Source organism: Endozoicomonas sp. ALC020 (assembly GCF_049275935.1).
Taxonomy (GTDB): Bacteria; Pseudomonadota; Gammaproteobacteria; order Pseudomonadales; family Endozoicomonadaceae; genus Endozoicomonas_A.
In genome coordinates, this window is record NZ_CP184830.1 from 1,509,247 (window position 1) to 1,533,446 (window position 24,200).

The 24,200-nt window shown below is 53.8% G+C and carries 15 protein-coding genes; 14 read left to right on the top strand and 1 reads right to left on the bottom strand.

All coding sequences use genetic code 11. The features are described 5' to 3' along the window. Window position 1: 1 nt before the first annotated feature. The 10 genes from ACOJUO_RS04835 to ACOJUO_RS04880 all read left to right on the top strand — a co-directional run bounded on the left by ACOJUO_RS04835 (window position 2) and on the right by ACOJUO_RS04880 (window position 16,793). On the top strand, window positions 2–1,798 hold the full coding sequence (locus ACOJUO_RS04835) for an ankyrin repeat domain-containing protein (RefSeq protein ID WP_422135605.1): 1,797 nt from the start codon (window positions 2–4) through the stop codon (window positions 1,796–1,798). A 138-nt stretch (window positions 1,799–1,936) separates the two neighbouring features. Beyond that, the gene (locus ACOJUO_RS04840) at window positions 1,937–4,105 is read left to right on the top strand and encodes an ankyrin repeat domain-containing protein (RefSeq protein ID WP_422139099.1); all 2,169 of its coding nucleotides are present in this window, start codon (window positions 1,937–1,939) and stop codon (window positions 4,103–4,105) included. Window positions 4,106–4,291: 186 nt separating this feature from the next. Then, window positions 4,292–6,049: an ankyrin repeat domain-containing protein gene (locus ACOJUO_RS04845; RefSeq protein ID WP_422135607.1), complete on the top strand. Its 1,758-nt coding sequence runs from the start codon at window positions 4,292–4,294 to the stop codon at window positions 6,047–6,049. A 167-nt stretch (window positions 6,050–6,216) separates the two neighbouring features. Next, complete coding sequence (locus tag ACOJUO_RS04850) at window positions 6,217–6,843, top strand: ankyrin repeat domain-containing protein (RefSeq protein ID WP_422139100.1); 627 nt, start codon at window positions 6,217–6,219, stop codon at window positions 6,841–6,843. A 136-nt stretch (window positions 6,844–6,979) separates the two neighbouring features. Next, complete coding sequence (locus ACOJUO_RS04855; RefSeq protein WP_422135609.1) at window positions 6,980–8,833, top strand: ankyrin repeat domain-containing protein; 1,854 nt, start codon at window positions 6,980–6,982, stop codon at window positions 8,831–8,833. A 189-nt stretch (window positions 8,834–9,022) separates the two neighbouring features. Then, window positions 9,023–10,327, top strand: coding sequence for an ankyrin repeat domain-containing protein (locus ACOJUO_RS04860; protein WP_422139101.1), 1,305 nt, complete (start codon window positions 9,023–9,025; stop codon window positions 10,325–10,327). Between the two features lie 135 nt (window positions 10,328–10,462). Further along, complete coding sequence (locus tag ACOJUO_RS04865; RefSeq protein WP_422139102.1) at window positions 10,463–12,208, top strand: ankyrin repeat domain-containing protein; 1,746 nt, start codon at window positions 10,463–10,465, stop codon at window positions 12,206–12,208. Window positions 12,209–12,382: 174 nt separating this feature from the next. Continuing rightward, a complete protein-coding gene (locus ACOJUO_RS04870; protein ID WP_422135612.1) occupies window positions 12,383–14,029 on the top strand; it encodes an ankyrin repeat domain-containing protein in 1,647 nt (548 codons plus the stop codon). Between the two features lie 174 nt (window positions 14,030–14,203). After that, on the top strand, window positions 14,204–15,352 hold the full coding sequence (locus ACOJUO_RS04875) for an ankyrin repeat domain-containing protein (RefSeq protein WP_422139103.1): 1,149 nt from the start codon (window positions 14,204–14,206) through the stop codon (window positions 15,350–15,352). Between the two features lie 187 nt (window positions 15,353–15,539). Next, the gene (locus ACOJUO_RS04880; protein WP_422139104.1) at window positions 15,540–16,793 is read left to right on the top strand and encodes an ankyrin repeat domain-containing protein; all 1,254 of its coding nucleotides are present in this window, start codon (window positions 15,540–15,542) and stop codon (window positions 16,791–16,793) included. 39 nt (window positions 16,794–16,832) lie between these two features. Here ACOJUO_RS04880 and ACOJUO_RS04885 read toward each other — a convergent pair whose 3' ends face one another. Then, entirely contained in the window at window positions 16,833–17,891 is a 1,059-nt protein-coding gene (locus ACOJUO_RS04885) for an RNA-guided endonuclease InsQ/TnpB family protein (protein ID WP_422139105.1), read from the bottom strand. Window positions 17,892–17,913: 22 nt separating this feature from the next. Between ACOJUO_RS04885 and tnpA the strand changes: the two genes are divergently transcribed. The 4 genes from tnpA (at window position 17,914) to ACOJUO_RS04905 (ending at window position 24,088) form a co-directional block, all read left to right on the top strand. After that, a complete protein-coding gene (tnpA, locus tag ACOJUO_RS04890; RefSeq protein ID WP_422139106.1) occupies window positions 17,914–18,327 on the top strand; it encodes an IS200/IS605 family transposase in 414 nt (137 codons plus the stop codon). Window positions 18,328–18,454: 127 nt separating this feature from the next. Continuing rightward, the gene (locus ACOJUO_RS04895) at window positions 18,455–20,254 is read left to right on the top strand and encodes an ankyrin repeat domain-containing protein (protein ID WP_422139107.1); all 1,800 of its coding nucleotides are present in this window, start codon (window positions 18,455–18,457) and stop codon (window positions 20,252–20,254) included. A 134-nt stretch (window positions 20,255–20,388) separates the two neighbouring features. Beyond that, on the top strand, window positions 20,389–21,753 hold the full coding sequence (locus ACOJUO_RS04900; protein ID WP_422139108.1) for an ankyrin repeat domain-containing protein: 1,365 nt from the start codon (window positions 20,389–20,391) through the stop codon (window positions 21,751–21,753). A 172-nt stretch (window positions 21,754–21,925) separates the two neighbouring features. After that, window positions 21,926–24,088, top strand: coding sequence for an ankyrin repeat domain-containing protein (locus tag ACOJUO_RS04905; protein ID WP_422139109.1), 2,163 nt, complete (start codon window positions 21,926–21,928; stop codon window positions 24,086–24,088). The last annotated feature ends 112 nt before the right edge of the window (window positions 24,089–24,200 follow it).

Genomic DNA, 24,200 nt, shown 5'->3' on the forward strand with positions numbered 1-24,200 from the left:
GATGTTCTTCTTATCTTTGGCATTACTCGCTACCCTCTCCCCATGGACGCTGGAAGCCGATCCCTGTCCTATTTGTTTAGTTCACTTCCATGACCGTCATGTAGCGCCTGTGGTCGTCAAAACCCAATGTTGTGGTCACCGCTTCGATCTGGACTGTATTTCGAGGTATTTTGTTGATCAGCCCACCGGCTCACGCCGCTGCGCGATGTGTCGGCAAGACCCGATGCCTGTGGTGAATGAGAACACCAGTGAATCTCACCCGGATACATTTTTCCCCGATCTGACGTTTTATCATGCCTGTTTAAACGGGGATTTGGATCAGGTGGAGAGGTCACTGGCAGTAGGAGTCAATGTCAATGCGGTTATGGCTTATGATTACACTGCTTTGATGTTGGCATCCAATAACGGGAACAATGCCGTCGTTCAACGACTGATAGCAGCCGGGGCGAACGTCAACGCCTCCCGGACTTGGAATAACGCCACCCCGCTGCTCATCGCTGCACAGCAAAATAACAACGACTGCGTAAAAATCCTGATCGAAGCTGAGGCAGATCTCAACGCCGCCATGTCGGGTGGCGCCACACCGCTGTTCATCGCTGCCCAGGAAAATAACATAGTCTGCGTGAAACTCCTGATCAACGCCGGGGCGGATCTCAACGCCGCCTTGTCGGATGGCTCCACCCCGCTGTTCATCGCTGCCCAGGAAAATAACATTGACTGCTTGACAGCCCTGATCGAAGCTGGGGCGGATCTCAACGCCACTCGGACTATAGATGGCTCCACCCCGCTGTTAGTAGCTGCGGCAAAAGGCAATACCGACTGCGTGAAAGCCCTGATCGAAGCCAAGGCGAGTCTCAACGCCGCCATGTCGGGTGGCGCCACACCGCTGTTCATCGCTGCCCAGGAAAATAACACAGACTGCCTGGAACTCCTGATCAACGCCGGGGCGGATCTCAACGCCGCCTTGTCGGATGGCGCCACAGCGCTATTCATTGCAGCCCAGAAGGGCAACATTGACTGCGTGAAACTCCTTCTCGACGCCGGGGCAGATGTCAGCGCCCGGACGAAGAATGGCGCCACCTCGCTGTTCATCGCAGCCCTGAAGGGCTATACCGACTGCCTGAAAATACTGATCAACGCCGGGGCGGATTTCAACGCACGGACCGAGGATGGCTCCACCTCGCTGTTTATCGCGGCCTTGAGGGGCAATTCCGACTGCGTGAAACTCCTGATCAACGCCGGGGCGGATCTCAACACTGCCAGGATTACGGATCGTGCCAACCCGCTGTTCATGGCTGCTCAGCAAAATAACATCGACAGCCTGAAAATCCTGATCGAAGCCAAGGCGGATATCAATGCGCATATTGAGGATGGCACCACCCCGCTGTTCATCGCTGCCCAAGAAAATAACATCGAATGCGTGGAACTCCTGATCAACGCCGGGGCTGATCTCAACACCGCCTTGCCGGATGGCACCACTGCGCTGTTCATCGCTACACACGAAAATAACACCAAATGCGTGAAACTCCTGATCAATGCCGGGGCGGATCTCAACGCTCGAACTAAGACTGGCACCATCCCGCTGCACGTTGCTGTTGCGAAAGGCAATACCGACTGCGTGGAACTCCTGAGCAACGCCGGGGCTGATCTCAACATCTGTCGGACTTCGGACGGCGCCACGCCACTGTCCATAGCAATCGAGATGGGCAATAGCGACTGTGTGAAGTTCCTTATCAACGCCGGGGCAGAGTGGGGAACAGAGGCGGTGAAGGAAACAAAAAAAGCATCGTGTCAGTGAACATGGCTCTCAGGTGTTCCTATCTTCTGAGTTTTTGAAACAGGTGATTATTTAGCCACAACAAACGTTGAGAGACACACAAATGAACTATCATTACTTTCCTGTACTCAGGCCGCACCATTCATCGACTGGCACAGAATGTTCTACATATATTTGGCATTACTCGCCACTCTCTCCCCATGGACACTGAAGGCCGATCAGTGTCCTATTTGTTTGGCTCCCTTTCATGACCGAAGTGAAGCGCCTGTTGTCGTCAAAACCCAATGTTGTGGTTACCGCTTCGATCTGGACTGTATTTCGAGGTCTTTTGTTAAACAGCCCATCGGCTCACGCCGGTGCGCGATGTGTCGGCAAAACCCGATGCCTGTGGTGAATCAGAACACCAGTGAGGCTTACCCGGATGCATTTTTCCCCGATCAGACGTTTTATCGTGCCTGTATATATGGGGATTTGGATCAGGTGGAGAGGTCACTGGCAGAAGGAGTCAATGTCAATACCGTTATGATTGGTGGCTTCACTGCCTTGATGTTAGCATCCAGCAGGGGTCACGTGGATGTCGTCAAACACCTGATAAACGCTGGGGCGAACCTCGACACTGCCCGTCCGAACGGTGCCAACGCAGTGTTCGTCGCTGCTGAGTTCGGTCATGCAGACTGCGTGAAACTCCTGATCAACGCCGGAGCCAATCTCAACGCCGCCAGAACTTCGGATGGCGCAACCCCGCTTTTCATCGCAGCCTCGAAGGGCAATACCGACTGCGTGAAACTCCTGGCCAACGCCGGAGCGGATCTCAACGCCGGGGCGAATCTCAATACCGGGGGTGTGGTAGCGGGTGCCACCCCACTGTTCATCGCAGCCCTGAATGGCAATACCGACTGCCTGAAACTCCTGATCGAAGCCATGTCGGATATCAATGCCCGAAATTCGGACGACGTCACCCCGCTGTTCGCCGCTGCCACGAGAGGCAATACCGAGTGTGTTAAACTCCTGATCAACGCCGGGGCAGACCTCAACGCCGGTAATGAGTATAGCGCAACCCCACTGTTGGTTGCTGCTATGAGAGGTAATACCGACTGCGTGAAACTCCTGATTAACGCCGAAGCGGATCTCAACGCCCGGTCTGTGGATGGCCGCACCCCGCTGTTCCAAGCAGTTCAGAAAGGCAATACTGACTGCGTGAAACTCCTGCTCAACGCCGGTGCGAATCCCAACACTGCCTTGCCGGATGGCCGCACCCCGCTGTTCCAAGCAGCTCAGAAAGGCAATACTGACTGCGTGAAACTCCTGCTCAATGCCGGTGCGAATCCCAACGCTGCTTTATCGGATGGTGCCACCCCGCTGTTCATCGCAGCCCTTGAGGACAATGCCGAATGCCTGAAACTCCTGCTCAACTTTGGGGCAGATCTCAAAGCCGCCAGAAATAGTGATGGCGCGACTGCATTGTCCGTCGCAACCGAAGTGAGCAATACCGACTGCGTGGAAATCCTGATCAAAGCGGGAGCGCCTCTCAACGCCCGGTGTTCGTTTGGCGCCACCCCGCTATACATCGCAGCTGAGGAGGGCATTACCGACTGCGTGCAACTCCTGATCAACGCCGGGGCGGATCTCGATGTCCCGGATGAGAATGGCGCCACCCCGCTTTTCGTCGCTGCACGGGAGGGCAATACCGACTGTTTGAAACTCCTGATCAACGCCAGGGCAGCTCTCAACGCCCGCACTAAGACTGGCGCTACCCCGCTTTACATCGCTGTCCAGAAGGGCAATACCGACTGCGTGAAACTCCTGATCAACGCCGGGGCGAATATCAACGCCACCAGGACTTCGGATGGCGCCAACCCGCTGTTCATGGCAGCCCTGAAGGGCAATACCGACTGTCTGAAACTCCTGATCAATGCCGGAGCGGATCTCAACGCCCGGACTGAGGATGGCGCCACACCGCTGTTCATCGCAATCGAGATGGGCAATACCGACTGTGTGAAACGCCTGATCAACGCCGGGGCGGATTTCAACGCCGCCAGGTCGGATGGCACCACACCGCTGTTCTTCGCTATACAAGAAAATAACACCGAGTGCTTGAAACTCCTGATCAACGCCGAGGTGGATCTCAACACCCCCCGGGCTTCGGATGGCGTCACCCCGCTTCTCATCGCAGTCTGGCAAGGCCATACCGATTGCGTGGAAATCCTGATCAGTGGTGGGGCAGATCCCAATGCCGCCAATACTATGGATGGCGGCCTACTTTTCATTGCTGCCTTGAAAGGCCATAACGGCTGCGTGGAGGCTCTGATCAAGGCTGGAGCAAAGTAGGGAACTGAGGCAAGGAAGGCAACAAAAGAAACGCGTTGTGCTATCCAGCAAACAGGGCTTTCAGTTGTTCCCATCTTCCGAGTTTTGCAATGCGTGATTATTTAGCCACAGCAAACTTTGATAGCCATATAAATGGACTAATATGCTTTTTTGTATCTAACCCACACTGCTTATTGACCAATACAGATGTTCTACTTATGTGTGGCATTGTTAACCACCCTCTCCCCATGGACACTGAAGGCCGATCACTGTCCTATTTGTCTGGCTCTCTTCCATGGCCGAAGTGAAACGCCAGTGGTTGTCAAAACTCAATGTTGTGGTCAACGCTTCGATCTGGGCTGTATTTCGAGGTGTTTTGTTGATCAGCCCATCGGCTCACGACGGTGCGCCATGTGTCGGCAAGACCCAATGCCTGTGGTGAATCAGAACACCAGTGAATCTCACCCAGATACATTTTTCCCCGACAAGACATTTTTTCGCGCCTGTTTAAACGGGGATCTGGATCAGGTGGAGAGGTCTCTGGCAGAAGGGGTCAATGTTAATGCCGTTATGACTGGTGGCTTCACTGCCTTGATGCTGGCATCCTGCCGGGGTCACATGAATGTCGTCAAAAGTCTGATAAACGCTGGGGCGAACCTCGACACTGCCCGTTCGAATGGTGCCACCGCACTGCTCATCGCTGCTGAATACGGTAATACCGACTGCGTAAAACTCCTGACCAACGCCGGGGCGGATGTCAACGCCGCCAGGACTTCGGATGGCGCCACCCCGCTATACGTTGCTGCTGCGAAGGGCAATACCGACTGCGTGAAACTCCTGATCAGCGCCGGGGCAGATCTCGACGCCCGAACCAGGAACGGTGCCACCCTGCTTTTCATCGCTGTCCAGGAGGGCAATACCGACTGCGTGAAACTCCTGATCAACGCCGGTGCGAATATCAACGCCGCCAGAACTTCGGATAGCACCACCCCGCTGTTCATCGCAGTCCTGAAGGGCAATACCGACTGTTTGAAACTCCTGATCAACGCCGAGGCGGATCTCAACGCCCGGACTGAGGATGGCACCACCCCACTCTTCATGGCTGCCCAGAAAAATAACACCGAATGCGTGAAACTCCTGATCAATGCCGGGGCGGATCTCAACGCCGCCAGGATTACGGATGGTGCCACCCCACTGCTCGCCGCTGCTGCGAAAGGCAATACCGACTGTGTGAAACTCCTGATCAACGCCGGGGCAGATCTCAACGCCCGGACTAAGAATAGCGCCACTGCGCTGTACATCGCAGCTCAGGAGGGCAATAACGACTGCGTGCAACTTCTGATCGACGCCGGGGCGAATCTCAACATCCCCCTGTCTTCGGATGGCAGCAACCCGCTGTTCATCGCTGCTGCGAAAGGCAATACCGACTGCGTGAAAGCCCTGATCAAAGCCAAGGCCAATCTCGACGCCCGAACCAAAAATGGCGCCACCCCTCTATTCTTCGCTGCCCAAGAAAATAACACCGACTGTGTAAAACTCCTGACCAATGCCGGGGCGAGTCTCAACACCCGGCCTGAAAATGGTAACACCCCACTGTTCATCGCTGCCCTGAAAAATAACACCGACAGCCTGAAACTGCTGATCAACGCCGGGGCGGATCTCAACATCTGCCGAACCTCGGATGGCGCCACCCCGCTGTACATTGCTGCTGCGAAAGGCAATACCGGCTGCGTGGAACTTCTGATCAACGCCGGGGCGGATCTCAACATCTACCGGACTTCGGATGGCGCCACCCCGCTGTACGTTGCTGCTGCAAAAGGTAACAGCGACTGCGTGAAACTCCTGATCAACGCCGGAGCAGATCTCAACACCCGGAATAAGAATGGATGCACCCCGCTGTCCGCAGCAGCCCTGAAGGGCAAAACCTATTGCCTGGAAATCCTGCTCAACGCCATGACAAAGTAGGCAAGGAAGGGAACAAAAGAAAGGCGTTGTGCTATCCAGTAAACACGGCTTTCTGGTGTTCCTGTCTTCCGGGTTTTGCAGTCAAATAAAATTGCAACAATCGCAAAATCAATTACGCTAGGAGCCTGACCCCATGGACACTGAAGGCCGATCCCTGTCCTATTTGTTTGGCTCCCTTCCATGACCGAAATGTAGAACCTGTGGTCGTCAGAACCCAATGTTGCGGCCACCGCTTCGATCTGGACTGTATTTCGAGGTGTTTTGTTGATCAGCCCATTGGCTCACGCCGTTGCTTGATGTGCCGACAAAACCCGATGCCTGTGGTGAATCAGAACACCAGTGAATCTCACCCGGATACATTTTTCCCGGATCAGACTTTTTATCTTGCTTGTTTAAACGGGGATCTGGATCAGGTCGAGAGGTCTCTGGCAGAGGGAGTCAATGTCAATGCCGTTATGACTAATGGTCTCACTGCCTTAATGTTGGCATCCGGCTGGGGGCACACGGACGTCGTCGAACGCCTGATCAATGCCGGGGGGAATCTCAATGCTGCCTTGTCGGATGGCACCACCACGCTTTTCATCGCTGCACAGATGGGCCATACCTACTGCGTGAAACTCCTGATCGAAGCCGGAGCCAATCTCAACGTCCGTGCTTCGGATGGCGCCACCCCGCTGGCCATAGCAATCAAGATGGGCAATACCGACAGCATGAAACTCCTCATCAACGCCGAGGCAAAGCTGGGAACTGAGGCAGTGAAGGAAACAAAGGAAAAGCTTCATGCTGTCCAGTAAACAGGGCTCTCAGGTGTTCCCACCTTCTGAGTTTTTGAAACAGGTGATTGTTTGACCACAGCCAACTTTGATAGCCACAAAAATGAACTAACATGCTTTTTTGTATCTAACCCACACGGCTTATTGACCAGCACAGATGTTCTACTTATGTGTAGCATTGTTCGCTAGCCTCTCCTCATGGACAGTGAAGGCCGATCACTGTCCAATTTGTTTGACTCCCTTCCATGGCCGCAATGAAGCGCCTGTGGTCGTCAAAACCCACTGTTGTGGACACCGCTTCGATCTGGACTGTATTTCGAGGTGTTTTTTTAATCAGCCTACCGGCTCACGCCGTTGCGCGATGTGTCGGCAAGACCCGATGCCTCTGATGAATCAGAACACCAGTGAATCTCACCCGGATACATTTTTCCCCGATCAGACGTTCTATCTTGCCTGTTTAAACGGGGATCTGGATCAGGTGGAGAGGTCACTGGCAGAAGGAGTCAATGTTAATGCTGTTATGAATAATGGCTTTACTGCCTTGATGTTGGCATCCGGTGGGGGGCACACTGACGTCGTCAAACGCCTGATCAATGCCGGGGCAGATGTCAACGCCGCCCCGCATGAGGATGGCGCCACTGGGCTGTTCATCGCTGCACAAGAAAATAACACCGACTGCGTGAAAATACTGATCAACGCCGGGGCAGTTGTCAACACCCGGACTAAGACTGACGACACCCCGCTGATCGCTGCTGTTACGAGAGGCAATATCGACTGCGTGAAAGCCCTGATCGAAGCCGGGGCAGATCTTAACGCCGCCTTATCGGATGGCGCCACCCCGCTGTTCATCGCTGCACAAAGGAATGAGATAGACTGTGTGAAACTCCTGATCAACGCCGGGGCAGATCTCAACGCCGCCAGGATCACGGATGCCGCCACTCCGCTTTTCGCCGCTGCTGCAACAGGCAATACCGACTGCATGAAAGTCCTGATCAAAGCCAAGGCGAATATCAACGCCCGAAATAAGGATGGCGACACGCCGCTGTTCAGCGCAGCAATACAGGGCAATACAGACTGCCTGAGAATCCTGATCGAAGCCATGGCGAATATCAATGCCCGGGCTTCGGATGGCGCCACGCCGCTGCTTGCCGCTGCTGCGAAAGGCAATGTTGACTGCATGAAACTCCTGGTCAACGCCGGGGCAGATCTCAACCCCCCTCATAGTCCCGATGGCGTCACCCCGCTGTTCGCCGCCGCTGCCAATGGCAATACCGATTGCGTGAAAATCCTGATCGACGCCGGGGCAGATCTCAACGTCCGGACTTCGTATGTCGCCACCCCTCTTTGCGCCGCTGCTGCGCTAGGCAATACCGAATGCTTGAAACTCCTGATCAACGCCGGGGCGGATCTCGACAACTCCCGGACTTCGGATGGCTCCACCCCACTGTTCGAAGCCGCTGCAAGAGGCAACACCGAATGCGTGGAACTCCTGATCAACGCCGGGGCGGCTCTCAACACCCGGAATAAGGATGGCGCCACCGCTCTGTTCATCGCTGCACAAGAAAATAAGACCGACTGCTTGAAACTCCTGATCAACGCCGGGGCGGATCCCAACGCCACTGCGTCGGATAGCACTACCCCACTGTTCATGGCAACTCAGGAAGGCAATACTGACTGCGTTAAAGTCCTGATCGACGCTGGAGTGCATCTCTCAGCCCGGACTGAGGATGGCGCCACTGCGCTGCTAATCGCTGCTCAGCAAAATAAAATCGACTGCCTGAAAATCCTGATCGAAGCCAAGGCGGATATCAATGCGCAAATTAAGGATGGCAGCACCCCGGTGCTCATTGCTGCTGCGAAAGGCAATACCGACTGCGTAAAACTCCTGATCAACGCCGGGGCAGATCTCAACATCTGCCGGACTTCAGATGGCATCACACCGCTGCACCTTGCTGCTGCGAAAGGCAATACCGACTGCGTGCAACTCCTGACCAACGCCGGAGCAAAGTAGGGAACAAAGGCCGTGAAGGCAACAAAAGAAAGGATTTATGTTGCCCAGTGAACATGGCTCTCAGGTGTTCCCATCTTCTGAGTTTTTGAAACAGGTGATTGTTTAACCACAGCAAAGTTTGGGAGACACATAAATGAACTATCATTCCTTTTCTGTACCCAAGCCGCACGACTTATCGACTGGCACAGAATGTTCTACCTATATGTGGCATTGCTCGCCACTCTCTCCCCATGGACACTGAAGGCCGATCACTGTCCTATTTGTTTGGCTCCCTTCCATGGCCGAGTTGAAGCGCCTGTGGTCGTCAAAACCCAATGTTGTGGTCACCTCTTCGATCTGGACTGTATTTCGAAATGTTTTGCTGATCAGCCCATTGGCTCACGCCAGTGCGCGATGTGTCGGCAAGATCCGATGCCTATGGTGAATCAAAACACCAGTGAATCTCATCCGGATACATTTTTTCCCGATCAGGTGTTTTATGATGCCTGTTATGAAGGGGATTTGGATCAGGTGGAGAGGTCTCTGGCAGAAGGAGTCAATGTCAATGCCGTTATGCTTGATGATTTCACTGGCTTGATGATGGCATCTTACGGGGGGCACAAGGCAATCGTCGAACACCTGATCAACGCCGGGGCGAATCTCAACGCCACCTCAACAACGAGTGCCACTGCCATATTCTTTGCTGTCCAGAAAAATAACATTGATTGCGTGAAGCTCCTGATCAACGCCGGAGCGGATCTCAACGCCAACTTTTCAGATGGTGCCACTGTACTGTTGATCGCTGCAAGGCAGGGCAAAACCGACTGCGTGAAACTCCTGATCAACGGCGGGGCGGATATCAACGCCGCCTTATCGGATGGTGCCACCCCGCTGTTCTTTGCTGCCCAGGAAAATAACACCGACTGCGTGAAAATCCTGGTCAGGGCCGGGGCGAATATCAATGCCCGGACTAAGAAGGGTACAACTCCACTATTCATCGCTGCCCTGAATGGCAATACCAACAGCGTGAAAGCCCTGACCGAAGCCAACGCAGATCTCAACGTGAGAACTAACAATGGCGGCACCCCGCTTCTCATCGCAGTCTGGGAAGGCCATACCGATTGCGTGGAAACTCTTATCGCTGGGGGGGCTGATCTCAATGCTGTCTGGTCTATGGATGGCGTCACCCCACTTTTCATCGCAGCCCTGAATGGCCATACCGATTGCGCAGAAATCCTGATCCGCGTCGGGGCAGATCTCAACGCTGCCAGGGCTTCAGATGGTGCCACCCCGCTGTTCATCGCAGCCCTGAATGGCAATACCGACTGCGTAGAACTCCTGATCAACGCCGGGGCAAATCTCAACGTTGCCAGGACTTCGGATGGCGCCACCCCGCTGTCCATAGCAATCAAGATGGGCAATACCGACAGCATGAAACTCCTCATCAACGCTGAGGCAGAGGTGGGAACAGAGGCAGTGAAGGAAACAAAGGAAAAGCTTCATGCTGTTCAGTAAAAAGGGCTCTCAGTTGTTCCTGTCTTCTGAATTTTTAAAAACAGGTGATTATTTGACCACAGCAAACTTTGATAGCCATATAAATGAACTACCATTCTTTTTTTTGTATCCAACCCAAACTACTGACCAACACAGATGTTCTACTTATATGTGGCATTGCTCGCTATCCTCTCCCCATCGACACTGAGGGCCGATCACTGTCCTATTTGTTGGACTCCCTTCCATGGCCGAAGTGAAGCGCCTGTGGTCGTCAAAACCCAATGTTGCGGCCACCGCTTCGATCTGGACTGTATAACGAGGTGTTTTGTTGATCAGCCCATCGGCTCACGCCGCTGCGCAATGTGTCGGCAAAACCCGATGCCTGTGGTGAATGAGAACACCAGTGAATCTTACCCGGATAATTTTTTCCCCGATGAGACGTTTTATCGTGCCTGTTTAGACGGGGATCTGGATCAGGTGGAGAGGTCTCTGGCAGAAGGCGTCAATGTCAATGCCGTTATGACTGATGGTCTCACTGCCTTGATGTTGGCATCCATCAGCGGGCACACGGATGTCGTCGAACGCCTGGTCAACGCTGGGGCGAACCCTGACACTGCCCGTTCGAATGGCGCCACCGCACTGTTCATCGCTACTGAGTACGGTAATGCCGACTGCCTGAAACGCCTGATCAACGCCGGGGCTGATCCCAAGGCCACACTGTCGGATGACACCACCCCGCTATTAATTGCTGCTGCGAAAGGCAACACCGAATGCGTGCAAATCCTGATCAAAGCGGGAGCGCTTCTCGACGCCCGGACTTCGAATGGCGCCACCCCGCTGTTCATGGCATCACAGGAGGGCAATACCGACTGCGTCAAAATGCTGATCAACGCCGGGGCAGATCTCAACGTCCGGACCCGGGATGGCGCTACCCCGTTGTTTATCGCTGTCAAAAAAAATAACATCGACAGCCTGAAAATCCTGATTGAAGCCGGGGCGGCTCTCAACACCCGGAATAAGGATGGCGCCACCGCACTGTACATCGCTTGTGAGTTCGGTAATACCGACTGCGTGAAACGCCTGATCAACGCCGGGGCGGATCTCAGCGCCACCCTGTCGGATGGCGCCACCGCTCTGTTCATTGCTGCTGCAAAAGGCAACACCGACTGCGTGGAACTCCTGATCAAAGCGGGAGCGCTTCTCAACGCCCAGACCTCCTATGGTGCCACCTCGCTGTTCATCGCAACACAGGAGGGCAATACCGGCTGCGTGAAAATGCTGATCAACGCCGGTGCAGATCTCAACTTACAGACCGAGGATGGCGCTACCCCGCTGTTTATCGCTGCCCAAAAAAATAATATCGACAGCCTGAAAATCCTGATTGAAGCCGAAGCAGGTCTCAACACCGTTATTAATTGTGGTGCCAGCCCAGTGTTCATCGCAGCCCAGAACGGCAATATCGACTGCCTGATAATCCTGATCGAAGCCGGGGCGAATTTCAACGTCGCCAGGATTAAGGATGGTGCCACCCCTCTGCTCATGGCAGCCCAGAAGGGCAATGCTGACTGCCTTAAAATCCTGATCGAAGCCGGGGCGGGTCTCAATGTCGGCAGGATTAAGGACGCTGTGACCCCGTTGTTCATCGCTGCACAAGAAAATAACATCGAATGCGTAAAACGCCTGATCAACGCCGGGGTGGATCTCAACGCCCGCACTAATACTGGCACCACCCCGCTGTTCGTTGCAGCCCTGAAAGGCAATACCGACTGCGTGAAACTCCTGATCAACGCCGGGGCGGATCTCAACGCCCGCACTATGAATGGTACCGCCCCGCTGCACGCTGCTGTAGCGAAAGGCAATATCGAATGTCTGGTACTCCTGATCAACGCCGGGGCAAGGTAAGGACGGGAAAACAAGAAAGGCCCTGTGCTATCCAGTAAACAAAGCTTTCAGGTGTTCCCATCTTCTGAGTTTTTAAAACAGGTGATTGTTTGGCCACAGCGAACTTTGATAGCCATATAAATGAACTAATATGCTTTTCTGTATCTAACCCACACGGCTTGTGGACCAACACAGATGTTCTATTTAAGTCTGGCATTGTTCGTTACCCTCTCCCCATGGACACTGAAGGCCGATCACTGTCCTATTTGTTTGGCTCCCTTCCATGGCCGAAGTGAAGTGCCTGTGGTCGTCAGAACCCAATGTTGTGGTCACCGCTTCGATCTGGACTGTATAACGAGGTGTTTTGTTGAACAGCCCATCGGCTCACGCCGGTGCGCGATGTGTCGGCAGGACCCGATGCCTGTGGTGAATCAGAACACCAGTGAATCTCACCCGGATACATTTTTCCCCGATCGGACATTTTATAATGCCTGTTTAAACGGGGATCTGGATCAGGTGGAGAGATCTCTGGCAGAAGGGGTCAATGTCAATGCTGTTATGATGGGTGGCTTCACTGCCTTGATGTTGGCATCCGGCAGGGGATATATGGACATCGTCGAACGCCTGATCAGCGCTGGGGCGAATCTCGACGCCGCCTGTTCGACTGGTGCCACCGCACTGTTCATCGCTGCTGAGTATGGTAATACCGACTGCGTGAAACACCTGATCAACGCCGGGGTTGATCTTAACGCCGCCAGGTCGGATGGCGCCACTCCTCTGTCCATGGCAGCCCAGAAGGGCAATACCGAATGCCTTAAAATCCTGATCGAAGCCGGGGCGAATCTCAACGCCCGGGCTAAGGATGGCGCCACCCCGTTGTTCATCGCTGCTGAGTACGGTAACAACGACTGCGTGAAACGCCTGATCAACGCCGGGGCGGATCTCAACGTCCGGACCCGGGATGGCGCTAGCCCGTTGTTTATCGCTGTCAAAAAAAATAACATCGACAGCCTGAAAATCCTGATTGAAGCCGGGGCGGCTCTCAACACCCGGAATAAGGATGGCGCCACCGCACTGTACATCGCTTGTGAGTTCGGTAATACCGACTGCGTGAAACGCCTGATCAAAGCGGGAGCGCTTCTCAACGCCCAGACCTCCTATGGCACCACCTCGCTGTTCATCGCAACACAGGAGGGCAATACCGGCTGCGTGAAAATGCTGATCAACGCCGGTGCAGATCTCAACTTACAGACCGAGGATGGCGCTACCCCGCTGTTTATCGCTGCCCAAAAAAATAATATCGACAGCCTGAAAATCCTGATTGAAGCCGAGGCAGGTCTCAACACCGTTATTAATAGTGGTGCCAGCCCAGTGTTCATCGCAGCCCAGAACGGCAATACCGACTGCCTGATAATCCTGATCGAAGCCGGGGCGAATTTCAACGTCGCCAGGATTAAGGATGGTGCCACCCCTCTGCTCATGGCAGCCCAGAAGGGCAATGCTGACTGCCTTAAAATCCTGATCGAAGCCGGGGCGGGTCTCAATGTCGGCAGGATTAAGGACGCTGTGACCCCGTTGTTCATCGCTGCACAAGAAAATAACATCGAATGCGTAAAACGCCTGATCAACGCCGGGGTGGATCTCAACGCCTGCACTAATACTGGCACCACCCCGCTGTTCGTTGCAGCCCTGAAAGGCAATACCGACTGCGTGAAACTCCTGATCAACGCCGGGGCGGATCTCAACGCCCGCACAATGAGTGGCACCACCCCGCTGCACGCTGCTATAGCGAAAGGCAATATCGAATGTCTGGTACTCCTGATCAACGCCGGGGCAAGGTAAGGACGGGAAAACAAGAAAGGCCCTGTGCTATCCAGTAAACAAAGCTTTCAGGTATTCCCATCTTCTGAGTTTTTAAAACAGGTGATTGTTTGGCCACAGCGAACTTTGATAGCCATATAAATGAACTAATATGCTTTTCTGTATCTAACCCACACGGCTTGTGGACCAACACAGATGTTCTATTTAAGTCTGGCATTGTTCGTTACCCTCTCCCCATGGACACTGAAGGCCGATCACTGTCCTATTTGTTTGGCTCCCTTCCATGGCCGAAGTGAAGTGCCTGTGGTCGTCAGAACCCAATGTTGTGGTCACCGCTTCGATCTGGACTGTATAACAAGGTGTTTTGTTGAACAGCCCATCGGCTCACGCCGGTGCGCGATGTGTCGGCAGGACCCGATGCCTGTGGTGAATCAGAACACCAGTGAATCTCACCCGGATACATTTTTCCCCGATCAGACTTTTTATAATGCCTGTTTAAACGGGGATCTGGATCAGGTGGAGAGGTCACTGGCAGAAGGAGTCAATGTCAATGCTGTTATGATGGGTGGCTTCACTGCCTTGATGTTGGCATCCGGCAGGGGGTATATGGACATCGTCGAACGCCTGATCAGCGCTGGGGCGAATCTCGACGCCGCCTGTTCGACTGGTGCCACCGCACTGTTCATCGCTGCTGAGTATGGTAATACCGACTGCGTGAAACACCTGATCAACGCCGGGGTTGATCGCAACGCCGCCAGGTCGGATGGCGCCACTCCTCTGTCCATGGCAGCCCAGATGGGCAATACCGAATGCCTTACAATCCTGATCGAAGCCGGGGCGAATCTCAACGCCCGGGCTAAGGATGGCGCCACCCCGTTGTTAATCGCTGCCCATGAAAATAACACCGACTGCGTGAAACGCCTGATCAACGCCGGGGCGGATCTCAACGCCACCATGTCGAATGGCGAGACCCCGCTGTTCGTTGCTGCTGGGAAAGGCAGCACCGAATGCGTGGAACTCCTGATCAAAGCGGGAGCACTTCTCAACGCCCGGACTTCCTATGGCGTCACCCCTCTGTTCGCCGCTGCTGCGCGAGGCAAAACCGAATGTTTGAAACTCCTGATCAACGCTGAGGCAGATCTCAATGCCACCGTGTCGGATGGCACCACCCCGCTGCACGCTGCTGCTTCGAAAGGCAATACCGACTGCGTAAAAATACTGATCGAAGCAAATGCAAATCTCAACGCCGCCAGGACTTCAGATGGTACCACCCCTCTCTCCATTGCAACCACGATCGGCAATACCGATTGCATGGAAGCCCTGATCAAGGCCGGAGCAAAGTAGGGAACAAAGGCCGTGAAGGCAACAAAAGCAGGGATTTATGTTGTCCAGTGAACGTGGCTCTCAGGTGTTGTCATCTTCTGAGTTTTTGAAACAGGTGATTGTTTGGCCACAACAAACTTTGATAGCCGTATAAATGAACTAATATGCTTTTTTGTATCTAACCCGCACTGATTGTTGGCCAACACAGATGTTCTACTTATGTGTGGCATTGTTCGCTACCCTCTCCCCTTTGACACTGACGACCGATCACTGTCCTGTTTGTCTGGCTCCCTTCCATGGCCGAAATGTGGCGCCTGTGGTCGTCAAAACCCAATGTTGCGGCCACCGCTTCGATCTGGGCTGTATAACGAGGTGTTTTGTCGATCAGCCCATCGGCTCACGCCGTTGCGCAATGTGTCGGCAAAACCCGATGCCTGTGGTAAATCAGAACACCAGTGAATCTTACCCGGATACATTTTTCCCCGATCAGACTTTTTATAATGCCTGTTTAAACGGGGATCTGGATCAGGTGGAGAGATCTCTGGCAGAAGGGGTCAATGTCAATGCTGTTATGATGGGTGGCTTCACTGCCTTGATGTTGGCATCCGGCAGGGGATATATGGACATCGTCGAACGCCTGATCAGCGCTGGGGCGAATCTCGACGCCGCCTGTTCGACTGGTGCCACCGCACTGCTCATCGCTGCTGAGTATGGTAATACCGACTGCGTGAAACGCCTGATCAACGCCGGGGTTGATCTCAACCCCACCCTGTCGGATGGCACCACCCCGCTGTTAGTTGCTGCTGCGAAAGGCAACACCGAATGCGCGGAACTCCTGATCAAAGCGGGAGCGCTTCTCGACGCCCGGACTTCGCATGGCGCCACCCCGCTGTTCTTCGCATCACAGGAGGGCAATGACGACTGCGTGAAAATGCTGATCAACGCCGGGGCAGATTTCAACGCCCGGACTAAGGATGGAGCTACTCCGCTGTTTATCGCTGCCCAAAAAAATAACATCGACAGCCTGAAAATCCTGATTGAAGCCGAGGCAGATCTTAACATCCGGATTAAGAGTGGTGCCAGCCCACCGTTCATCGCAGCCCAGAACGGCAATACCGACTGCCTGAGACTCCTGATCGAAGCCGGGGCGGATCTCAACGCCGCCAGGATTAAGGATGGTGCCACCCCTCTGCTCATGGCAGCCGAGAAGGGCAATAGCGACTGTCTGATAATCCTGATCAAGGCCGGGGCGGATCTCAGCACCGCCAGGACTAAAGATGGCGCCACCCCAGTGTTTGCCGCTGCTGCAAAAGGCAATTCCGACTGCCTGAGACTCCTGATCGACGCTGGGGCGGATCTCAATGCCGCCAGGACTTCGGACAGCGCCACCCCACTGTCCATGGCAATCGAGATGGGCAATACCGACTGCGTTAAGCTCCTTATCACCGCCGGGGCAAGGTAGGGAACATAGGCGGTGAAGATTGTTGACATCCTCCCCGCCCTAAAGGACGGGGATTCCTACTGCTAGACGGTCATGCCCGACCGCAAGAATGTTTCTGGCTGCGTTCAAATCACGCAAATGTTCAGCTCCGCACTCTGAACAGACCCATTCTCTTATTCCAAGACCTGCCCTACCTTTCGGACTACTGTCGGGTATTTTCCGGCAGCACGAACAAGTCTGGGTGGAGTAAGCTTCGTTGACTACTTCAAAAACCACGCCTGCGTGATCGCATTTATATTCCAGCATAGTTTTCAACATTCCCCATCCAGCATCCAAAGCCGATTTTGCTTTTTTGGTTTTGGTCATTGCCAGACTGGACACATTACCAACGAAGATGGCCGCATTCTCATTGACAAGCTTACGGCTGTATTGATGTAAGGCATCTTGTCTTCTGTTTTTGATTTTGGCGTGTATCGCCTTAACTCTTTTTCCGTTATTGGCTCTCTGGGCAATACCGAGTTTCGCCTCAAGTGCCCTGTACTCACGACCTTTAACACCGTCACCATTAGAGTCCGTTGCAGCCTCTTTGCAACCAAGGTCGATGCCTACCGAGCATTTTCCCTCTGTTGCTTCTGTATCTACGTCCACAACAACATTGAAATACCAGCGACCGCGAGCATCTTCATTAAAACTGGCTGTACGGAACTTGTACCCGCTCAATCCATAGGAATCCCAGACCGAGAAATAGTGGCCGTTATGAAACACCTGACCATTCTTCCATTTGGACTGCCCTGTGTTGACTGGAATCCAGCCGAGAGAGCGGCGAACACCATTTGACTTGCGCCAGTTAAGTTTGGCTTTTTTGAACTGTTTCCGGCGAGTCACATATTCAGCAGCTATGCACTGCAATGACTGGCTGTGCAAGCCGAGTTCTTTACCCGCTCCTTTGGTGTATGGATGTATGTCATAGGCAGACAAAAAGTTGCCACGCTCCTTTATAGAGCGAGTACTGAGTTCATTGATGTAGTTCCAGACGAAATTAACAGAGCGAGCCAAGCAGTTAAGCAGCTTCACATGTTTGTCTTTTACTCGAACCTTCAGTGTCTTTGTCTTCTTCATGGCCTGAGTATACAATTGGTCTATGAGTAAAACAAATGAATATAGAACTGGCAGACATTGTGTTTTTAAACTTCACTGCCACTTGGTCTTTGTAACAAAGTACCGATACAACGTGCTTGAAGGCTACATGTTTCCAGTACTGAAAAGCCTTTTCGAGAAGGTCTGTTCTGACTTTGAGACAGATTTGGTAGAGTTCAACGGGGAGTCCGACCATGTACACCTGCTCATCAACTACCCCCCAAAGATAGCGTTGTCAAAACTGGTCAATAGCTTAAAAGGTGTATCCAGCAGGAAACTAAAGCTTCATCACCCAGAAGTGGCGAAACGGTACTACAAGTCAGCTCTATGGAGTCCAAGTTACTTTGCCGCAAGCTGTGGTGGCGCTCCTATAGAGGTCATCAAACAGTATGTGCAACAGCAGAGAACACCGCATTAGTCGGCTATCGCCGACGAGCTTACATCCCCGCACTAAAAGTACGGGGTTTTACGCTCATTCGATAACCATAAAAATGAACTAATATGCTTTTTTGTATCTAACCCGCACTGCTTGTTGACCAACACAGATGTTCTACTTATGTGTGGCATTGTTCGCTAGCCTCTGCCCATGGACACTGAAGGCCGATCACTGTCCTATTTGTTTGGCTCCCTTCCATGGCCGAAGTGAAGCGCCTGTGGTTGTCAGAACCCAATGTTGTGGTCACCGCTTCGATCTGGACTGTCTTTCGATGTGCTTTGTTGATCAGCCCATCGGCTCACGCCGGTGCGCGATGTGTCGGCAAAACCCGATGCCTGTGGTGAATCAGAACACCAGTGAATCTCACCCGGATACATTTTTCCCCGATCAGACTTTTTATAATGCCTGTCTTCACGGGGATCTCGATCAGGTGCAGAGGTCTCTGGCAGAAGGGGTCAATGTCAATGCCGTTATGACTGCTGATCTCAATGCCTTGATGTTGGCATCCGTCAGCGGGCACACAGATGTCGTCGAACGCCTGATCAACGCTGGGGCGAACCTTGACGCTGCCCGTTCGAATGGCGCCACCGCACTGTTCATCGCTGCTGAGTATGGTAATACCGGCTGCGTGAAACGCCTGATCAACGCCGGGGCAGCTCTTAACGCTTGCACAGAGACTGGCACCACCCCGCTGTTTGCCGCTGCGGTGAAAGGCAATACCATCTGCGTGCAACTCCTGATCAACGCCGGGGCGGATCTCAACGCGAGAACCAAGAGTGGCGAAACCCCGCTTCTCATCGCAGTCTGGAAAGGCCATACCGATTGCGTGGAAATCCTTATCAGTGGCGGGGCAGATATCAATGCCGCCTCGTCGGATGGCGCCAACCCGCTGCTCTTTGCAACACAGGAGGGCAATAGCGATCTCGTGGAAATCCTTATCAGTGGCGGGGCAGATCTCAACATCCGGACTAAGAGTGGTGCGAACCCAACGTTTATCGCAGCCCAGAACGGTAATACCGACTGCCTGAAAATCCTGATCGAAGCCGGGGCGGATTTCAATGCCCCCCACACTTCAGATGGCGCCACCCCGCTATTCATCGCTGCCCAACAAAATAACATCGACTGCCTGAAAATCCTGATCGAAGCCGGGGCGGATCTCAATGCCCAGACTGAATATAGCGCCACCCCGCTTTACGTCGCTGCACAAGAAAATAACACCGCATGCGTGAAACTCCTGATCAACGCCGGAGCGGATCTCAACGCCCACACCAAGACTGGCACCACCCCGCTGTTCGTCGCTGCTGCACAAGGCAGCACCGAATGCGTGGAACTCCTGATCAAAGCGGGAGCGCTTCTCGACGCCCGGACTTCGAAAGGCGGCACCGCGCTGTTCATCGCATCACAGGAGGGCAATAGCGACTGCGTGAAAATGCTGATCAACGCCGGGGCAGATCTCAACGCCCGGACTGAGGATGGCGCTACTCCGCTGTTTATCGCTGCCCAAAAAAATAACATCGACAGCCTGAAAATTCTGATTGAAGCCGGGGCAGATCCCAACATCCGGATTAAGAGTGGTGCCAGCCCACCGTTCATCGCAGCCCAGAACGGCAATACCGACTGCCTGATACTCCTGATCGAAGCCGGGGCGAATCTCAACACCGCCAAGATTAAGGATGGCGCCACCCCTCTGTTCATAGCAATCAAGACGGGCAATACCGACTGCGTGAAACTTCTCATCAACGCCGGGGCGGATCTCAATGCCGCCAGGACTTCGGACGGCGCCACCCCAATGTCCCTAGCAATCAAGATGGGCAATACCGACTGCGTTAAACTCCTCATCAACGCTGAGGCAGAGATGGAAACAGAGGCAGTGAAGGAAACAAAAGAAGAGCGTCATGCTGTCCAGTAAACAGGGCTCAGGTGTTCCCATCTTCTGAGTTTTTGAAACAGGTGATTATTTGGCCACAGCAAACTTTGATAGCCATATAAATGAACTAACATGCTTTTTTGTATCTAACCCACACGGCTTATTGACCAACACAGATGTTCTACTTATGTCTGGCCTTGTTCGCTACCCTCTCCCCATGGACACTGAAGGCCGATCACTGTCCTATTTGTCTGGCTCCCTTCCATGGCCGCAGTGAAACGCCTGTAGTTGTCAGAACCCGATGTTGCGGCCACCGCTTCGATCTGGACTGTCTTTCGATGTGCTTTGTTGATCAGCCCATCGGCTCACGCCAGTGCGCGATGTGTCGGCAAGACCCGATGCCTGTGGTGAATCAGAACACCAGTGAATCTCACCCGGATACATTTTTCCCCGATCAGACTTTTTATAATGCCTGTCTTCACGGGGATTTGGATCAGGTGGAGAGGTCTCTGGCAGAGGGGGTCAATGTCAATGCTGTTATGACTGACGGCTTCACTGCCTTGATGTGGGCATCTGGTGTGGGGCACACTGACGTCGTCGAACGCCTGATCAATGCCGGGGCGGATGTCAACGCCGCTCGGCATGAAGATGGTGCCACTGCGCTGTTACTCGCTGCACAAGAAAATAACACCGACTGCGTAAAACTCCTGATCAACGCCGGAGCAAACCTTGACGCTGCCATTTGGAGTGGTGCCACCGCACTGTACATTGCATCACAGAAGGGCAATACCGACTGTGTGAGACTCCTGATCAACGCCGGGGCGGATCTCAACGCCACCCCGTCGGGTGGCGCCACCCCGCTGTTCGTTGCTGCTGAGAGAGGCAACACCGAATGCGTGGAACTCCTGATCAAAGCGGGAGCGCTTCTCGACGCCCCCCGAACTTTGGACGGCGGCACCCCACTGTTCATCGCCACACAGCAGGGCAATACCGACAGCGTGAATAGGCTGATCAACGCCGGTGCAGATCTCAACGCCCAAACTGAGAATGGCGCTACACCGCTGTTTATCGCTGCCGAAAAAAATAACATCGACAGCCTTAAAATCCTGATCGAAGCCGAGGCAGATCTCAACACCGCCGCGTTTAAGCATGGTGCCACTCCTCTGTCCATGGCTGCTGCGAAAGGCAATATCGAATGCCTTAAAATCCTGATCGAAGCCGGGGCAGATCTCAGCGCCCGGGCCAAGGATGGCGCCACCGCACTGTTCATCGCTACTGAGCACAGCAATGCCGACTGCGTCAAACGCCTGGTCAACGCCGGGGCGGATCTCAACACCGCCTTGCCGGATGGCACCACCCCGCTACTAGTTGCTGCTGCGAATGGTAACACCGAATGCGCAAAGCTCCTGATCAACGCCGGGGCAGATCTTGACGCTGCCCTGCCGAATGGCGTCACTCCGCTGTCCATCGCAACCGAGATGGGCAATACCGAGTGCGTAAAACTTCTCATCAACGCTAAGGCAGAGATGGGAACAGAGTGAAGGAAACAAAGGAAAAGCGTCATGCTGTCCTGTAAAATAGAGCTCTCAGTTGTTCCTGTCTTCTGAGTTTTTGAAACAGGTGATTATTTGGCCACAGCGAACTTTGATAGTCGTATAAATGAACTAATATGCTTTTTTGAACCTAACCCACACGGCTTATTGACCAACACAGATGTTCTACTTATGTGTTGCACTGTTCGCTACCCTCTCCCCTCTGGCACTGAAGGCCGGTCACTGTCCGATTTGTTTGGCTCCCTTCCATGGCCGCAGTGAAGCGCCTGTGGTTGTCAAAACCCAATGTTGTGGTCACCGTTTCGATCTGGACTGTATTTCGAGGTGTTTTTTTAATCAGCCCATCGGCTCACGCCGTTGCGCGATGTGTCGGCAAAACCCGATGCCTGTCGTGAATCAGAACACCAGTGAATCTCACCCGGATACATTTTTCCCCGATCAGACTTTTTATAATGCCTGTCTTCACGGGGATTTGGATCAGGTGGAGAAGTCTTTGGCAGAGGGGGTCAACGTCAATGCTTTTATGACTGATGGCTCAACTGCCTTGATGTTGGCATCTGGTGGGGGGCAGACTGACGTCGTCGAACGCCTGATCAATGCCGGGGCGGATGTCAACGCCGCTCGGCATGAAGATGGCGCCACTGCGCTGTTCCTCGCTGCACAAGAAAATAACACCGACTGCGTAAAACTCCTGATCAACGCCGGAGCAAACCTTGACGCTGCCACTTGGAGAGGTGCCACCGCACTGTACATCACATCACAGAAGGGCAATACCGACTGTGTGAGACTCCTGATCAACGCCGGGGCGGATCTCAACGCCACCCCGTCGGGTGGCGAAACCCCGCTGTTCATCGCCACACAGGAGGGCAATACCGACAGCGTGAATAGGCTGATCAACGCCGGTGCAGATCTCAACGCCCGAACTGAGGATGGCGCTACACCGCTGTTTATCGCTGCCCAAAAAAATAACATCGACAGCCTTAAAATCCTGATCGAAGCCGAAGCAGATCTCAACACCGCCGCGTTTGAGGATGGTGTCACTCCTCTGTCCATGGCTGCTGCGAAAGGCAATACCGAATGCCTTAAAATTCTGATCGAAGCCGGGGCAGATCTCAACGCCCGGGCTAAGGATGGCGCCACCGCACTGTTCATCGCTACTGAGTACGGCAATGCCGACTGCGTTAAACGCCTGGTCAACGCCGGGGCTGATCACAAAGCCGCACTGTCGGATGGCACCACCCCGCTATTAGTTGCTGCTGCGAAAGGCAACACCGAATGCCTGCAAATCCTGATCAAAGCGGGAGCGCTTCTCGACGCCCGGACTTCGAAAGGCGGCACCCCGCTGTTTATGGCATCACAGGAGGACAATACCGACTGCGTCAAAATGCTGATCAACGCCGGGGCGGATCTAAACGTCCGGACTCAGAATGGCGCTACCCCGCTGTTTATCGCTACCCAAAACAATAACATCGACAGCCTGAAAATCCTGATTGAAGCCGGGGCAGATCTCAACATCGGGATTAAGAGTGGTGCCAGCCCAGCGTTCATCGCAGCCCAGAACGGCAATACCGACTGCCTGATACTCCTGATCGAAGCCGGGGCGAATCTCAACGCCGCCAGGATTGAGGATGGTACCACGCCTCTGTTCATGGCAGCCCAGAACGGCAATACCGACTGCCTGATACTCCTGATCGAAGCCGGGGCGGATCTCAACGCTGCCACCATTAAGCGTGGTGTCACCCCCCTGCTCATGGCAGCCCAGAAGGGCAATACCCACTGCCTTAAAATCCTGATCGAAGCCGGGGCGGCTTTCAACGCCAGGACTCCGGATGGCATCACCCCGCTGTTCATGGCTGCTCAGCAAAATAACATCGACAGCCTGAAAATCCTGATCGAAGCCAAGGCGGATCTCAATGCCCAAATTGATGATGGCAGCACCCCGCTGTTCATTGCTGCTGCGAAAGGCAATAGCGACTGCGTGAGTCTCCTTATCAAAGCCGGGGCGGATCTTAACATCTGCCAGACTTCGGATGGCGCCACCCCGCTGTTCATCGCGTCACAGGAGGGCAAGACCGACTGCGTGAAACTCCTGATCAACGCCGGGGCAGATCTCAACGCCCGGACTCAGGATGGCGTTACCCCGCTGTTTATCGCTGCCCAACAAAATAACATCGACAGCCTGAAAATCCTGATCGAAGCCAAGGAGGATATCAATGCGCAAACTGAGGATGGTGCCACCCCGCTCTCCATTGCAACCGCGATGGGCAATACCGACTGCGTGGAAGCCCTGATCAAGGCTGGAGCAAAGGAACAAAGACCGTGAAGGCAACAAAAGAAAGGATTTATGTTGCCCAGTGAACATGGCTCTCAGGCGTTCCCATCTTCTGAGTTTTTGAAACAGGTTATTATTTGGCCACAGCCAACTTTGATAGTCG